Source organism: Streptomyces arenae, assembly GCF_022343545.1.
Taxonomy (GTDB): domain Bacteria; phylum Actinomycetota; class Actinomycetes; order Streptomycetales; family Streptomycetaceae; genus Streptomyces; species Streptomyces humi.
The window spans coordinates 280,704-295,436 of sequence record NZ_JAKQYH010000018.1 but is presented as its reverse complement, the minus strand read 5'-3'; the positions used below and the strand labels follow the sequence as shown (position 1 = coordinate 295,436).

Annotated in this window: 17 protein-coding genes and 1 tRNA gene; 9 read left to right on the top strand and 9 right to left on the bottom strand. The window is 71.0% G+C overall.

Annotated elements, in window-relative coordinates; genetic code table 11:
* Positions 1–25 precede the first annotated feature (25 nt).
* Complete coding sequence (locus MB828_RS10575; protein WP_301647928.1) at positions 26–814, bottom strand: DUF881 domain-containing protein; 789 nt, start codon at positions 812–814, stop codon at positions 26–28.
* A gap of 152 nt (positions 815–966) precedes the next feature.
* On the opposite strand from MB828_RS10575, the gene crgA reads away from it, so the two are divergent.
* Positions 967–1,221 (top strand): cell division protein CrgA, encoded by a 255-nt coding sequence (crgA, locus tag MB828_RS10570; RefSeq protein WP_046727637.1) that lies wholly within the window; start codon positions 967–969, stop codon positions 1,219–1,221.
* Between the two features lie 298 nt (positions 1,222–1,519).
* Here crgA and MB828_RS10565 read toward each other — a convergent pair whose 3' ends face one another.
* Complete coding sequence (locus MB828_RS10565; RefSeq protein WP_301647927.1) at positions 1,520–2,419, bottom strand: rhomboid family intramembrane serine protease; 900 nt, start codon at positions 2,417–2,419, stop codon at positions 1,520–1,522.
* 95 nt (positions 2,420–2,514) lie between these two features.
* Complete coding sequence (locus MB828_RS10560) at positions 2,515–3,048, bottom strand: peptidylprolyl isomerase (protein WP_133023680.1); 534 nt, start codon at positions 3,046–3,048, stop codon at positions 2,515–2,517.
* A gap of 325 nt (positions 3,049–3,373) precedes the next feature.
* Between MB828_RS10560 and MB828_RS10555 the strand changes: the two genes are divergently transcribed.
* A complete protein-coding gene (locus tag MB828_RS10555; RefSeq protein WP_133023681.1) occupies positions 3,374–4,066 on the top strand; it encodes a DUF5324 family protein in 693 nt (230 codons plus the stop codon).
* Positions 4,067–4,166: 100 nt separating this feature from the next.
* Here the strand turns inward: MB828_RS10555 and MB828_RS10550 are convergent.
* Positions 4,167–4,239: transfer RNA gene (locus MB828_RS10550), tRNA-Ala, on the bottom strand.
* 184 nt (positions 4,240–4,423) lie between these two features.
* Here MB828_RS10550 and MB828_RS10545 point away from each other — a divergent pair.
* Together MB828_RS10545 and MB828_RS10540 are read left to right on the top strand one after the other, a co-directional pair.
* Positions 4,424–4,972 (top strand): helix-turn-helix domain-containing protein, encoded by a 549-nt coding sequence (locus MB828_RS10545; protein WP_133023682.1) that lies wholly within the window; start codon positions 4,424–4,426, stop codon positions 4,970–4,972.
* 163 nt (positions 4,973–5,135) lie between these two features.
* A complete protein-coding gene (locus tag MB828_RS10540; RefSeq protein WP_301647926.1) occupies positions 5,136–6,683 on the top strand; it encodes a serine/threonine-protein kinase in 1,548 nt (515 codons plus the stop codon).
* On the opposite strand, the gene MB828_RS10535 is transcribed toward MB828_RS10540, so the two are convergent.
* On the bottom strand, positions 6,647–8,017 hold the full coding sequence (locus MB828_RS10535) for a hypothetical protein (RefSeq protein ID WP_301647925.1): 1,371 nt from the start codon (positions 8,015–8,017) through the stop codon (positions 6,647–6,649). The two genes, MB828_RS10540 and MB828_RS10535, sit on opposite strands and share 37 nt — an antisense overlap.
* Positions 8,018–8,208: 191 nt before the next feature.
* On the bottom strand, positions 8,209–8,337 hold the full coding sequence (locus tag MB828_RS10530; protein ID WP_003999697.1) for a DLW-39 family protein: 129 nt from the start codon (positions 8,335–8,337) through the stop codon (positions 8,209–8,211).
* Between the two features lie 339 nt (positions 8,338–8,676).
* On the opposite strand from MB828_RS10530, the gene MB828_RS10525 reads away from it, so the two are divergent.
* The 3 genes from MB828_RS10525 to MB828_RS10515 all read left to right on the top strand — a co-directional run bounded on the left by MB828_RS10525 (position 8,677) and on the right by MB828_RS10515 (position 10,829).
* Positions 8,677–9,024, top strand: a complete 348-nt coding sequence (locus tag MB828_RS10525; protein WP_133023684.1) for a DUF6344 domain-containing protein — start codon at positions 8,677–8,679, stop codon at positions 9,022–9,024.
* Positions 9,025–9,264: 240 nt separating this feature from the next.
* Complete coding sequence (locus MB828_RS10520; protein ID WP_301647924.1) at positions 9,265–10,053, top strand: GntR family transcriptional regulator; 789 nt, start codon at positions 9,265–9,267, stop codon at positions 10,051–10,053.
* Positions 10,050–10,829: a glycosyltransferase family 2 protein gene (locus MB828_RS10515; RefSeq protein ID WP_430381356.1), complete on the top strand. Its 780-nt coding sequence runs from the start codon at positions 10,050–10,052 to the stop codon at positions 10,827–10,829. Before MB828_RS10520 ends, MB828_RS10515 begins: the two co-directional genes overlap by 4 nt.
* A gap of 91 nt (positions 10,830–10,920) precedes the next feature.
* Here the strand turns inward: MB828_RS10515 and MB828_RS10510 are convergent, their stop codons facing one another.
* From MB828_RS10510 to MB828_RS10500, 3 genes are read right to left on the bottom strand one after another with little or no spacing between them, the layout of a single operon-like run.
* Positions 10,921–11,850 carry an FkbM family methyltransferase gene (locus tag MB828_RS10510; RefSeq protein ID WP_301647922.1) on the bottom strand — a complete coding sequence of 310 codons (930 nt, stop codon included), beginning with the start codon at positions 11,848–11,850 and terminating at the stop codon, positions 10,921–10,923.
* Positions 11,851–11,853: 3 nt separating this feature from the next.
* Positions 11,854–12,075, bottom strand: a complete 222-nt coding sequence (locus MB828_RS10505; protein WP_133023688.1) for a ferredoxin — start codon at positions 12,073–12,075, stop codon at positions 11,854–11,856.
* Between the two features lie 43 nt (positions 12,076–12,118).
* Positions 12,119–13,330, bottom strand: a complete 1,212-nt coding sequence (locus MB828_RS10500) for an amidohydrolase family protein (RefSeq protein ID WP_301647921.1) — start codon at positions 13,328–13,330, stop codon at positions 12,119–12,121.
* Positions 13,331–13,514: 184 nt separating this feature from the next.
* On the opposite strand from MB828_RS10500, the gene MB828_RS10495 reads away from it, so the two are divergent.
* Complete coding sequence (locus MB828_RS10495) at positions 13,515–13,964, top strand: DoxX family membrane protein (RefSeq protein ID WP_133023690.1); 450 nt, start codon at positions 13,515–13,517, stop codon at positions 13,962–13,964.
* A gap of 155 nt (positions 13,965–14,119) precedes the next feature.
* Positions 14,120–14,590, top strand: a complete 471-nt coding sequence (locus MB828_RS10490; RefSeq protein ID WP_301647920.1) for a hypothetical protein — start codon at positions 14,120–14,122, stop codon at positions 14,588–14,590.
* Positions 14,591–14,733 lie beyond the last annotated feature (143 nt).

Genomic DNA, 14,733 nt, shown 5'->3' with positions numbered 1-14,733 from the left:
GCGGCTCCAGAAAGTGACGCGCTGCTTACTTCACGGGCTTCGCGTAGTGCAGGTCCACTGTGCCCGAGTAGCCCGGAAGAGTCACCGTCCCGTCCTCGGTGACTTTCCAGCCCAGGCCGTACACGTTGACGTACACCATGTAGTTCTGGATCGCCTCGGAGTCCGCGAGCGCCTGCTGCATCTTCGCCGGGTCCCCGACCGCCTGGATCTTGTACGGCGGTGAGTAGACCCGCCCCTGGAGGATCAGGGTGTTGCCGACGCAGCGCACCGCGCTGGTGGAGATCAGCCGCTGGTCCATGACCTTGATCCCCCGGGCGCCGCTCTGCCAGAGCGCGTTCACCACGGCTTGCAGGTCCTGCTGGTGGATGACCAGGTAGTCGGGCTGCGGCTCGGGATAGCCGGGGAGCTTGGCGGTGGCGTTCGGCGGGGCGTCGTTGAGCGTGACCGTGATCGCCCTGCCGGTGAGTCTCCGGGTCCCCGCGTCCTTCTCCAGGCCGGTGAGCCTGTCGTCCTGGGCCTTGGTGGAGCCGTCGTCGCGCTCGGCGAGCTTCTCGTTGCCGTCGCGGGTGCTCGCGTTGGACTCGTCGAGCTCCTTGTTCTTGCGGCTGCGCTCCTGGATCAGGTCGGACAGCTTCAGCAGGTTGTCGTCCGAGCGGATGTCGGTGCCCTTGGCCGTGTTGAAGCTGGTGAAGAAGAGGAGACCGGCGAGGGCGAAGACACCCACGGTGAGAATCCGCACCGGTCGGAAGCCTCGCCTGGAAGCCGGCCCGGAAGGCGTTGATCCGGTCGCGTTGGAGTCGGCAGAATTGCTCAACGTACCCTTATCTCCTTCGGCGCCGTAGAAGCACTACGCTAACGGACGCCCGGGGGAGCACTCAGTGAGCCCTTACTGTCCCCTTGTACGCTGCCCCGAGCCCGACCCAGTTACCTGCGCGGCCACGCAGCGCATCGACAGGAGAGACCCTCGTGCCGAAGTCACGTATCCGCAAGAAGGCCGACTACACGCCGCCCCCGGCGAAGCAGGCGACCGCCATCAAGCTGAACAGCCGTGCCTGGGTCGCGCCGGTGATGCTGGCCATGTTCCTCATCGGACTGGCCTGGATCGTCGTCTTCTACGTGACCGACGGTTCGCTCCCCATCGACAGCCTCGACAACTGGAACATCGTCGTGGGCTTCGGCTTCATCGCGGCCGGCTTCGGCGTCTCCACCCAGTGGAAGTAGCCCGGCCAACAGCTCTCCCCAGGGCTGTTCGCTGAGTTATCCACAGGCTTGATCCGCTGTCCACACCCTCCTGGGGAAAAGAACGACGATCTGTGGATAACCCATCAAGCATTGACGCCGGTACGACTACCACAACACTCGCCGCCCAACCCAGTGCCCCCTGCCTGACCTGCAGAAACGCAGGCGGATTACAGGGGGCACAGGTGTACGCGCACGTTGTGCACAAGATCGGCCACCGACTGTGGACAACGGTTCGGTATAGGTGCGGTACAAGTGCGGTGAGCCGCCGTGAACAGGCTCAGGTGAGCTGCGCGGTCCTGATGACCGTGATCACCACGGTGACCAACAGGACCAGTGCGCAGGTGCCGTACTGGACCAGGTTCCGCCGCTCGCGCGGAGCGTGCACCATCGCGTACCCGGTGATCACACCGGCGACCAGACCGCCGATGTGGGCCTGCCAGGCGATGCCGCCGCTGAACGTGAAGATGAGGTTGATCACCAGCAGGGCGATGATCGGCCGCATGTCGTAGTTGAGCCGGCGGATCAGCACGGCGGTCGCGCCGAAGAGGCCGAAGATCGCGCCGGACGCTCCGAGCGAGGGCTGGTTCTGGGCGGCGAGCAGGTAGCTGAGGGCGCTGCCGGCCAGGCCGGAGACGAAGTAGAGCGTGAGGTAGCGGGCGCGGCCGAGGGCCGCTTCCAGGGGGCCGCCGATCCACCACAGGCTGAGCATGTTGAACACGATGTGCATGTAGTTCGAGCTGTCATGCAGGAACATCGCGGTCAGCATCCGGTAGTACTGGCCCTGCGCGACGCCCTCGACGGCGCCGTACTGCGGGAACCAGGCCTGCCCGATCAGGTCGAAGCGGTTGGTGAAGCTGTCCCCGACGGAGAGCTGGACCAGGAAGATCGCGATGTTGACGCCGATCAGGATCTTGGTGAGCAGCCTGGGGTCGGCGGTGACGGTACCGCCGGCGAGGGTGCGCGGCCGGGAGGCGGCGGGCGGCGGGCCGCTCCGGCCGGCGGTGGTGCCGCGGACGCACTCGGGGCACTGGAAGCCGACGGAGGCGCTGACCATGCACTCGGGGCAGATGGGGCGCTCGCAGCGGGTGCAGTGCACGCCGGTCTCCCGGTCCGGGTGCCGGTAGCACTTGGGCAGGCTGTGCGCGCCGTGCGTGCTGCCTGCCGCCTGGTCCTCCATGGGGTCCCCTCGTTCGTCGTGAGCGACATTGTGCCCCGCACATCCTTACGGACGGGCGGGGCGTTTGGTTCCCTTCGGAGCTCCGTACCGGCCGCTCAGCCCGCGCGCTTCTCGATGACGACGGTCTCCAGGACCACGTCCTTCACCGGCCGTTTGTTGGGCCCGGTGACCGGGACGGCGGCGATGGCGTCCACGACCTTCTGGCCGGCCGCGTCGGTGACCTCGCCGAAGATGGTGTGCTTGCGGTTGAGGTGGGGGGCGGGGTTGACCGTGATGAAGAACTGGGAGCCGTTGGTCCGGGGGCCGGCGTTGGCCATGGCGAGCAGGTAGGGGCGGTCGAAGCGCAGCTCGACGTGGAACTCGTCCTCGAACTTGTAGCCGGGGCCGCCGAGGCCGTTGCCGAGCGGGTCGCCGCCCTGGATCATGAAGCCGCTCATCACCCGGTGGAAGAGGGTGCCGTCGTACAGCCGGTTCGTGGAGACCTCGCCGGTTCCCGGGTGGGTCCACTCACGCTCACCCTGCGCCAGTTCGACGAAGTTGCTGACCGTCTTCGGCGCGTGGTTCGGGAAGAGCCGGACCTCGATGTCGCCGAGGCTGGTCCTCAGGGTGGCGTACAGCTGCTCGGCCACGATCCGCCTTCCGTCGTGCTCGCGTGCGCGGGGTTCGGCCCCACGTTGGATGTGACGCGACGATCCTCGCACGCTACGGCGGCCGCGGAGCCCGCCGGCCGCTTCCTGGCGGACATCCTCACCAATCGCTTGCGGAAACCCGGCGGAGTCCCCGTCGCACGGGAGCGCGGGGAGCCGATCCGTGGCATTGTCGTCGGCAAGCCCCTCTTAGCTCTGGTTGCACCCGTATGCCCGTCCTCGCGCGCCGCTCGGCCCGTCGGCAGGCATGATCCGTAAAAGGGTGGAAAGTCGAATTACCGTACGCCACCGAGGAGGAGGAAAACCCGTGACCCGCAAAGAGAGCGTGCGCGCCGCGACCAGCTCGGCGAAGGACAGCGTGCGGCACGCCGCGGAAGTGGTGGCGCCCTACGCCGACACGGCCAAGGAGCGTGCCGCCTACTACGCGCAGGAGGCACGCGTACGGCTCGCGCCCGTGGTGTCGCAGGCCGCTGAGCAGGCCCGCGTCCAGTACGACGCCCGTCTCGTGCCCCGTCTGGAACAGGCCCGTGCCCATGTGCCGCCGATGGTGGACCAGGCCGCGCACGACGCCGCCGACCTGACGCGCAAGGCCGCCCGGCAGGCCGCCGACTACTCACGTCCGAAGATCGAGCAGGCCGTGGCGGCGGCCGGCCCGGTCCGCGAGGAGGCCACCACGCGGGGCGCCGCCGCGCTGGCCGCGCTGCGCGGCAACGTCTCGGCCGAGCAGATCGAGAAGCTGGCTCGCCGCAACGCCCGGCGCTCGGTGTACGGCCGGGTGTTCAAGGCGTTCGTGGTGGCCGGCGCGGCGGCCGGTGCTGCCTTCGCCGCCTGGAAGTGGTGGGACAAGCAGGCCAACCCGGACTGGCTGGTCGAGCCGCCCGCCGCGACGGAGGTCCCGGAGACGGGCCGCCTCGACTCGGTGGACGGGACCTCTCCGCTCGACCCCGAGGTCCAGGCCAAGGCGGCGGAGGAGGACGCGTCCCCGGACGATCAGCGCTGATTCGTCCCGCCACGGTGTTTCACGTGAAACGGCCTGTGGACACACCTGAACACGAAGAACCCCTCTGACCCGCTTTCATGCAGGTCAGAGGGGTTTTTTGTGGAGCCTAGGGGAGTCGAACCCCTGACATCCGCCATGCAAAGACGGCGCTCTACCAACTGAGCTAAGGCCCCGTACGGGAAGCGACCGGCCGAGCGGGAGGTCCGCCGGTCGGTGCCGCACACCAGAGTACCGGGTCACCCCCCGTACCTCGCAAAAAGATTGGGGGTCCCCGCGGATGACCACTCTCCGTAAGATGCTCGGCGAGGTTCGCTGTAGCGAACCGTGGTTTTTTTGGGGAAGCGATGGGGAGACGCAATGGACGCCGCACAGCAGGAAGCCACCGCCAGAGCGCGGGAGCTGCAGCGGAACTGGTACGGAGAGCCGCTGGGGGCGCTCTTCCGTAAGCTCATCGACGACCTGGGGCTCAACCAGGCTCGTCTGGCGGCGGTCCTCGGACTGTCCGCGCCCATGCTGTCGCAGCTGATGAGCGGCCAGCGGGCGAAGATCGGCAACCCGGCCGTGGTCCAGCGGGTGCAGCTGCTCCAGGACCTGGCGGCCCAGGTGGCCGACGGCAGCGTGAGCGCGGCCGAGGCGACCGAGCGCATGGACGAGATCAAGAAGTCCCAGGGGGGCTCGGTGCTCAGCAACACCACGCAGACGACGAGCGGTTCGGGAGCGCCGACGGTCAAGCGGGTCGTCCGCGAGATCCAGTCGCTGCTGCGTTCGGTGGCCGCCGCGGGCGACATCATCGACGCGGCCGACACACTCGCGTCGACCCACCCGGAGCTGGCGGAGTTCCTCCGGGTGTACGGCGCCGGCCGCACCTCGGACGCGGTCACGCACTACCAGTCGCACCAGAGCTGAGCCTCGGCCCGGTACACCGGAGGGGGTCCGGTGCACCGGGCGGGACGCGGTCCTGGCGTGGGGGTCACGCGAGAGGGGTCGTATCGCTCATCCGGGGGAAGCAAGGGGGGTAGCGGGCAAGGGGGGTTGCCGGGGGACTCGAGGGGGAGGGCAGCGGGCAGTCATGGGTGAGGTCTTCGCGGGCCGGTACGAACTGGCCGACCCGATCGGTCATGGCGGAGTGGGCGCCGTCTGGCGTGCCTGGGACCACCGGCGCAAGCGCTACGTGGCGGCCAAGGTGCTCCAGCAGAGCGACGCCCACGCGCTGCTGCGCTTCGTGCGGGAGCAGGCGCTGCGCATCGACCATCCCCATGTGCTGGCACCGGCCAGCTGGGCCGCCGACGACGACAAGGTCCTGTTCACGATGGACCTGGTCGCCGGCGGCTCGCTGGTCCACCTCGTCGGGGACTACGGTCCGCTGCCCCCGTCGTTCGTCTGCGTCCTGCTCGACCAGTTGCTCTCCGGTCTCGGGGCGGTGCACGCGGAGGGCGTGGTCCACCGGGACATCAAGCCCGCCAACATCCTGCTGGAGGCCACCGGCACCGCACGTCCGCGGCTGAGACTGTCCGACTTCGGCATCGCGATGCGGCTCGGCGAGGCCCGGCTGACCGAGACCAACCTCGTGGTCGGCACGCCGGGTTACATCGCACCTGAGCAACTCCTGGGCGCGGAGCCCGATTTCACGGCCGACCTGTTCGCCGTGGGCCTGGTCGCCCTGTATCTCCTCGAAGGCGCCAAGCCCGACGCCAAGTCGCTCGTCCAGTACTTCGCCGAACACGGCACCCCGGGTGCCCCCAAGGGCATCCCCGATCCGCTCTGGCAGGTCGTCGCCAACCTCCTCCAGCCGGACCCCCGCGCGCGCTTCCACACGGCCACCGGAGCCCGCAGGGCGCTCGCCGAGGCCAGGGAGCTCCTCCCGGAGACGGACGCGGACGACGAGTCGATCGAGATCTTCGACCAACTGGGGCCGCTACCCGAGGGATTCGGACCGTCGGGCCCGGCCAGGCCCGCGTCCGGGGTGGATGCGCGGCAGGGGGCGACGGGTACGGGCCCGAGCCCGGGTTCTGACACGAGGACGGGAACGACATACCCGACAGGCCCGGCAACGCCGTCGTATCGCGCCCCCGCCTCCACGGAGTCCCAGCCCGGGACGGGCGGCGGTCAGGGCGCTCCGCCTGTCGCCGGTACCGGTCAGGTTCCCGCCTCCATGTCCGACACCGGCAGCTTCCGCCTCCCCCCACCGCAGCCGCCGACGCCTCCTAAGCCGTACGCCGGGCAACAGCCCCAGCCACAGCCCCTCCCGCAGGAACAGCCGCAAGCACAGCCCCTGGACCGGCAGCGGGCACAGCCCCTGGACCGGTGGGAGCCCCTGGCCCAGCCGCAGTCCCCGCCCCTGCCCCTGCCCCCGTCACAGCCCCGACCGGAGCAGTCGGCCGGCGCGCCCTGGCCTCCGGCGCAGCCGCTCCCCCCGGCCCGCACACCGGATGCCGACGGGACCACCGCCACCTACACCGCCCGTGACCCCCAGAGCCCGCCGCCGGCCACCCGGACGCACGGCCGGCGTCGGCGGCGGGTGCGGCGGGCCGGTCCGCCCGCGAGGGCCGCGGTCCCGATCCTGCTGCTCGCGCTGGCCTGTTACGCCGTGGGTTTCTGGGCGTTGACCCGGGTCTGAGCGCGCCTGGCGGTCAGGGTCCACACGCCCAGGACGAGCAGCAGCGCCGTCCCCGTGCCGATCCCGGCGGCCGCGAGCGCCCGCATCGCCGGGTCGTCGTCGCCGGCCGCGCTGACGAGGTCTCCCCGGTCCACCGCCGGCGCGTCGAAGACGTCCTTCGGTACCGGTGAACCGGCGTATGCCGGGCCGGAGTTCGGGGTGCCGTCGACCCGGACCCGGAGGGTCACACCGTACGGCCCCTGCCCGAAGGTGTCCGATGTCTGCCCGGTGAGGTGGACGACGAGGTAGTAGGCGCCGGCGAAGCGGACGGCGTTCTCCTCGCCGGAGACGGCGTACCGGTTGGCGTAGGCCACGGGCGGCAGCGGGTCGAGGGAGGACGACTTCTGGGTGCCGTCGTAGCCGAGGGAGATGTCGTCGACGTAGCCGCGGACGGGGTTGTAGAGGGAGAGGTTGAGCGCGGCGCTGACGTAGCCGTGGGCGTCGCCGCTGGTGCTGCCCAGGTCCACGGTGGCGTGGAGTTGCTGTCCCCAGTCGACCGGGACGGCGTAGTAGAGGGTCTGGCCGGGGGTGATGTCGGTCCCCCAGACGCCCTCGCCGAGGGTGCGGGCCGTGCTGAAGCCGGCGCCCGCGGTGCGGCGGTGGGGGTCGCCGGTGAGCGGTCGGGGCGACGCGGAGTCCCAGGACTGTGGCGCGGTGGTGGCGCCCGCTCTGGCCAGGGCGGGTTCGGTGATGGGTGCGATCTCCAGGTCCCAGCTGCCCGGGGTGGTGGTCTTCGAGCCGGTCACGAGCCGTTCGACGACCACGTAGTAGGTGCCCGCGTCCTGGCACAGCGCCCGGCCCGCGTCCCGTCGTCCCACCGCGGTGATCGGCCGGGGGCTCAGTCCGGCGCCGAAGCGGGCGCCCTGGTAGTCGCAGGAGGTCCCGTTGGCGTTCTCGACCGAGACCGCGATGCCGTCGCTCGCGGAGACGGTGGCGTCGGCGGGCGGCACGGCGGTGACGGGCACGTAGGCCGTCTCGGCGGCGGGCAGTTCCAGGCGGTAGTAGCGCGCGCCCTTGTCCGGGAGGCTGCTGCGGTAGACGGTGCCGGGCTCCAGCGGTTCCGCGTCCGCGGTGCCGGTCGCCCCGTGGACGGTACGGGCGTGCGCGGCGAAGGCGTAACCACTGCCCCCGTCCGCCACGGCCGAGGGGGCCGGCAGCAGCGCCGTCAGCAGCACCGCGGGCGCGAGGACGGCCGGCGCCCTGCGCAGGAGCAGGAGGGCCGGGCGCGCCGTCCACCGGAGGGCACCGGCCGTCCGGTCACCCCGCCGTCCCGCCGTACGCAACCGCAGTATCACGCGCGCCCCCAGCCGTCGCTCGCCCGCCGCCGAAGTTCCGGACGCGCCCCATACTGCCCCGCGCGCCCCCGCGCCACCCGGGGATCCGTACGACCGTCCGAAACACCCGCCGTGCGGGTGTCGCCCGGGCAACGGAAAACCCCGACCGCTGCGGCGGCCGGGGTCTCAGTGTCGTCTGCTGTCGGTAGTACTCACGAACCCGTGGGCACGGAGTCAGTCGCCTCCGTCCACAGATCCTGCTCGGCGCGATCCGCCTGGATCTGGCGGTACACGAGGAGCCCGCCGATGGCGGCCAGTGCGACCAGGAGAAGCTTCTTCACCGCGCGACCTCGTCTCTTCCTTGACGTAGGGGACCTCTGGCGCCCGACTATACACACCGGCCGAGACCGATCGGTGACCTGGCGTCGGCCCCCAACTCCGGCCCGCCGCAAGGCGTTGCACAGGACGGTGCCGTTCCGATCGGAGGGTGATCACACCCCCACGGACGGTTACTTTGCTCCGCTCTCACCGGGTTTCGAAGGTTTTACGGCCTTCGTGCGTCCATACGGGTGGTGTTCATCTGAACATCGACGCGCCACGGGTCGAGGTCCCCCACTTCGCGATCCCCATACACATCATGAGGAAAGTACGCAAATCGCCCAACCCGAAAGTGAGGGGCCATGGCCGGGAACGCCAAGGTCATGAAGCTGTGGACCGCCATCGTCACCGCATTCCTCGCGCTGTTCACGGCGCTCGGATTCGTCGCCGCCACCACCGCCACCGCCGTACCGGGGACCGAGGCCCCGCGCAACAGCAGCGGTGACGACCACGACAAGGGCACCGACCGGGTGATGATCCCGGCACAGACCCACTGGCTCTGGTCCCACGCAAGGTCACTGCCCCCCACGATGAAGCAGCGCATCCGGGCCGAGGCCCACGGAAAGTCCCCCAGCTGCCGGCACCGGCCCCTCGACAGCACCGAGTCGGAGACCACGGACGACCACCCCGCCGCCCCGCTCGACTGCTGAGCCGCACGGACAGTCCAGACGCAACGGCGCAAGGGCGACTTGCGTACGTACCAGCGCCTACTGCGACTCAGACCCGCGGCCGGGAACCGGCCGCGGGCCTTCGCACACCAACCCGCGCACCATCCCCCGCGCACCATCCCCCACGCACCAACCCGCGCGCACCAACCCGCGCACCGCCCGCACCCCCGTGCGGACCCGCTCGACCCGTCGACTCCTGCTGAGGAGTCGTAGGCTGGCTCCGTGCCCAAGGCCTACGAGGAGATCGCCGACGATCTCCGCCGGTCCATCAGGGACGGCGAACGCAAGCCCGGCGCCCGGCTGCCCTCCGAGGCGGAGCTGGCCCGGCACTACGGCCGGAGCGTGCCGACGGTCCAGAACGCGCTGCGTCTGCTGAGCGCCGAGGGACTGATCGACAGACGGCACGGCAGCGGCACCTTCGTGCGCCGCCCCCGCACCCGCGCGATCCGTGACAACGGCCGGTACCAGTGGGAGAAGGACCGCGCCCGGATGCCGGAGGCGACCCGGGCCCAGACCGGAGCCACCGAGCACGACACCGGCCTGGTCCTCGACGACCTGGTCTTCTTCGCCCGTTACCGCGAGCTCACCGCGCCCAGCGACCTCGCCGACGCGTTCGGGGTGCCCGAGGGCACCGTTCTCCTGGAGCGCACCTACCGCACCCGGCACGCGGCCGAGACCGCCCCCTTCAGCCTGGTGACCTCCTACCTCGTCCGTGACCTGGTCGCGGCGAACCCGGCTCTCCTGGACGAGACCAGGGAGCCCTGGCCCGGCGGCACCCAGCACCAGCTGCACACCGTCGGCATCGAGGTCGACCGCGTCGAGGAGCGCTGCACCGCCCGCCCGCCGACGCCCGAGGAGGCCCGCGAGCTGGACCTGCCGGCCGGCACCTCGGTGATCCTGCTGCGCAAGACGTCGTACGACACCCGGGACCGCGTCGTGGACGTCACCGCGGTCACGCTCCCCGGCGACCGCACCGAACTGCTGTTCACGACCCGTCTGGAAAGGTGGTGAGCGCGGCCGTGAGCGGTCCTGTCCGGATCGTCACCGTCGTCACCGCGGTCCATGCCCCCGCGGCCCGTTTCCTGCCGGACGCCTACCGGTCCCTGTGCGGGCAGCGGCTGCCGGCCGGCTGGCAGTGGCGGTGGCTGATCCAGGAGGACGGGTACGGGGACGAGGTCCGTCCGTACGTCCCGGACGACGCCCGGGTGTCGTTCCGGCAGGGCCGTCCGGGCGGGCCGGGCGTCGCCCGCACCATCGCCCTGGCCCGCGCCGAGGGGCCGTACGTCAAGATCCTCGACGCCGACGACCAGCTGCCGGAGGGGGCACTGGCACGTGATCTGGCCGCGCTGGAGGCCGACCCCGGTATCGGCTGGTCCACCGCACGGGCCCTCGACCTGCTGCCCGACGGTACGACGGCAGGCTTCCCCGGCGACCCGGAGGAGGGACCGATCGAACGCGGCGTGGTGCTCGACTTCTGGACGGCGAACGGCTTCCGGGCCCAGGTCCACCCGGCGACCCTCTGCGTCCGCCGGGAGCTGCTGCTCGCCCTCGGCGGCTGGATGGCGTTGCCGGCCTCCGAGGACACCGGGCTGCTGCTGGCGCTGAACGCGGTGAGCCGGGGCTGGTTCTCGGCCCGGGTGGGGCTGCTGTACCGCAAGTGGGAGGGCCAGGTCACCGGCCAGTCCGCACACACCGACCCGGCGGAGCGGGAGGCCCGCATGGCGGTGGTGGCGGCCCGGGCCCGCGCACTGGCGGACTACAAGTGGCAGTACCCGCCGACGTACTAGGGCCAGGGCGAGGCCGGCTAACAGCGGTCAGGGCCGGGTCGGCGTAGGGGTCGGCCTACCAGCTGCCAGGGCGGGATCGGCGTACCAGCGGCTAGGGCAGGGTCGCCGCGTCCACCTTGGAGAACACCAGGTCGCTCTCCTGTGTCACCGGCCCCTCCCAGCGCACCGGCACCACCGGCTCGCCGTGCAGCGCGCGGGGGTAGCTGTCGGCCGCGTAGTTGTTGGCGAGCCGGTAGACGTGGTAGCCCGCGTCGGTCATGGTGCGCAGCAGGTCGTCGGCCGAGTCGCCGAGCTGGGCCATCCGCTCCGGGGTGACCTCGACGGTGATCTCGGCGTCCGGACGCAGTTTCTCCAGCAGCGGGGCGAGACCGCGTACCACCGCGCCCTCGGCGCCCTCCACGTCGATCTTGACGACCCGGGCCGTCTCGATCTCCTCCGGCAGCAGCAGTTCGGGCAGCGGCACGGCCTCGATGTCGAAGGTGGACTCGGCGGGTCCGTCCCACGGCACGATGCTGTTGGCGCCCATGTTCCGGGAGCTGACGAGCACGAAGGTGAGGGTGCGGTGGCTGTCGGAGACGGCCGCGTTGACCGCGCGGATGTTCCGGCAGTCGTTGAGCGCGCTGTGCTGCCGCAGCCGCCGGTGGAAGGCGGGGGAGGCCTCCACGGCGACCACCCGGCCCCGCGGGCCGACCAGCCGGGAGGCGAGGACGCTGAAGACGCCGATGTTGGCGCCGACGTCGACGAAGCAGTCCCCGGGCGCCAGCCGGCCGCCCAGCCAGCGGGTCATGTGCGGCTCCCACACCCCGAACAGGTACAGGTAGCGCTGGATGAGGTCCTGGGTGTCGACGGCGAACCGGTCGCCGGCGAGCGTCTCCACGACGCGCCGGCGGGGGTGGTCGCGCAGGTACGCGTTGAGCACGCGGGCGGCGCGGGCCTTGCCCCACGGACCGGGGAGGTCGCGGACGTAGCGGCGGCCGAAAGTGGCCAGGAGGTCGGTGAGATCCGTGCCGGTGCTGCTCATCCGCTAGTCAGTGACCCTCTTGCCGTCGATCCGGATCGCCTGGGACGGGCAGCGCTCGGCGATGTCCCGGAGCAGTTCGTCGTCCCCGGATTCCCCGTCCCGTCCGGACTCCGCGCGTCCGGGCAGGACGAAACCGTACCCGTCCGCGAAACCGAACACAGCGGGTGCCCGGAAGGCGCACTCACCCGACCCGTAACAGACGTCGGCATCGACGGAGACCCTCATGCCGACTCCCCTGCCCACCGGACGGCCCGCCGAACCGGCCGGGTCACGCGAAGGGCAGTTCCAGCATCCGGATGGCGTTGCCGCGCAGCAGCTTGTAGGCCACCTCGGGGTCCAGCCCGCCCACGTGTTCCTCGGCCACCCGCCGGGTCTCCGGCCAGGTCGAGTCGACGTGCGGGTAGTCCGTCTCGAAGGTCGCATTGTCCACCCCGACGGTCTCGATCGCCTCGATGCCGTGTTTGTCACGGAAGAAGCAGCAGAAGATCTGCCGGTAGTAGTACGTCGACGGCGGCTCCGGGATCAGGTCCTTCACCCCGCCCCAGGCCCGGTGCTCCTCCCAGACGTCGTCGGCGCGCTCCAGGGCGTACGGAATCCAGCCCATCTGGCCCTCGCTGTAGGCCAGCTTCAGCCGGGGGAACTTCACCAGCACCCCGGAGAACAGGAAGTCCATCATCGAGGCCATGGCGTTGTTGAAGCTCAGCGAGGCCTGCACGGCGGGCGGGGCGTCCGGGGAGGCCGCCGGCATCTGGGAGCTCGACCCGATGTGCATGTTGACGACCGTGCCGGTCTCCTCGCAGACCGCGAAGAACGGGTCCCAGTAGCCGGAGTGGATGGACGGCAGGCCGAGATAGGTGGGGATCTCGCTGAAGGTGACCGCGCGGACGCCCCGCGCCGCGTTGCGCCGGATCTCGGCGACGGCCAGGTCGACGTCCCACAGCGGGATCAGGCACAGCGGGATCAGCCGGCCGCCGCTGTCCCCGCACCACTCCTCCACCATCCAGTCGTTGTAGGCGCGGACGCAGGCCAGGGCGACCTCCTTGTCCTCGGCCTCGGCGAAGGTCTGTCCGCAGAACCGGGGGAAGGTCGGGAAGCAGAGGGAGGCCTCGACATGGTTGATGTCCATGTCCTTGAGCCGCTCCTTGGGATCCCAGCAGCCGGGGCGCATCTGCTCCCGGGTGATGCCGTCGAGCGTCATCTCGTCCCGTGAGAAGCCGACGGCCGCGATGATCCGCTTGTACGGGAAGAGCAGGCCCTCGTACTCCCACCAGTCGGTGATCTGGCCCTCGGGGTCGGTGGTGAACCGGTACTTGCCGCCGACGTAGGCGAGTTCGCCGATGCCGGCGGTGAAGGGCTTGGGCCCCTTGTCCCGGTACTTGCCCGGCAGCCACCTCTCGAAGAGGTGCGCGGGCTCGATCACGTGGTCGTCCACGCTGATCACCCTGGGCAGATCCCGGGTGCCGGTCGCGTCTTCTGCCATGCCTACCCCCTGCTGCCTGCGGAGTCCCAGAAAAATCTGACGGCCCATCAGATAAGGCGTCGGCATTCAGGCTAGGCCCGCGAGCCGGTACCAGCAAGAGCCGCCGGACCCCTTGCGACCCGCGCCGCCTTCCGCTGAACTGACGGGTCGTCAGGTACATGCGGGAATCCGGGGAGGGTGCGGAATGCGATCAGCCTTGCTGAGCGGTGCCGAATGGTTCGCGGTGCTCCGCGTCGGGCTCGGCCTGTGGTGGCTGGAGAGCTGGCGGCACAAGGACAAGAAGCAGTGGTTCGGCGGCGGGGGCATCAGGTGGGCCGCCGGTGTCGCGGAGAAACACCGCTGGCCGGTGGTCCGGCGGGGCTTCGACACCGTCGTGGCGCCCCGGCCCCGGCTGATGGCCTACGTGGTGGCGTACGCGGAGCTCGCCCTGGGCCTGGGCCTGATCGCCGGTTTCCTCACCCCGGTCGCGCTGGTGGCCGGGTGCCTGCTCAACCTGATCTACCTGGTCCTCATGATCCACGACTGGGCGGAACAGGGACAGAACCTGATGATGGCCCTGATCTCCCTGACCGGCCTGTTCGCGATCAGCTGGCAGACCTGGTCCCTGGACAACGCGCTGGGCCTGTTCGGCTGACCGGCACATCCGAGAAGAGGCCCGGGAGAAGCGCCCGAAAGGGGCGCTGGGGGTGCCCCCGGCCGAAGGCTGGGGGAGGAACTGCGCGACCAGCCACACACGACCCGCGGCGACCCACCGCCCGACCTCACGGCCCTGTCATCGAGGAGACACCAATGACCGGTCCCGCAGAACCCCCCTCGGGGGACACCCTCAGAAAACTGCACGCGGCCCGCGCCCGCAGCGCTTACGAACGCGCGGCGGCCGCCTGCCAGCACGCGGGAGTCACCCCCGACGCGGCCCAGACCGTTCCGACGACCCCCGTAGGCCGGGCCGCGAACGCACTGCGGCTCTCGGCCCGGTCCCTCACCACCCTGGACGGCGCCGAGGCGGACCCGGCGGCAGCAGCCCGCTGTGCCCGCAACGCCGCCGCCACCGCGGCACTGGCCGCAGGGATCGCCGGAGCCCTGGACGACAGCCCCGCCGCGACCACGGCCCTGCGCGCCGCCCTCACCGCGTCCCAGGCGGCCGCGGCGGCGGCCGGCGGCAGGGCGGCGGGACAGGACCCCGCGCTGAACGCGGCGGCCGACGGGGCGGAGGAGCACGCGACTGAGACGGCACGCGCGGCAGGCTGGACACGACGCTGAGGCCACCGCCGGTCACAAGGCCAAGGCCACCGCCGGTCACGACGCTGAGGACACCGCCGGTCCGACGGACCCACGTCCCGCCGGCCTGCGGCCCGCGGTCTCCCGTGCCGTTCGGCGCCGGTCCCTCCCCACGTGGGGACCGG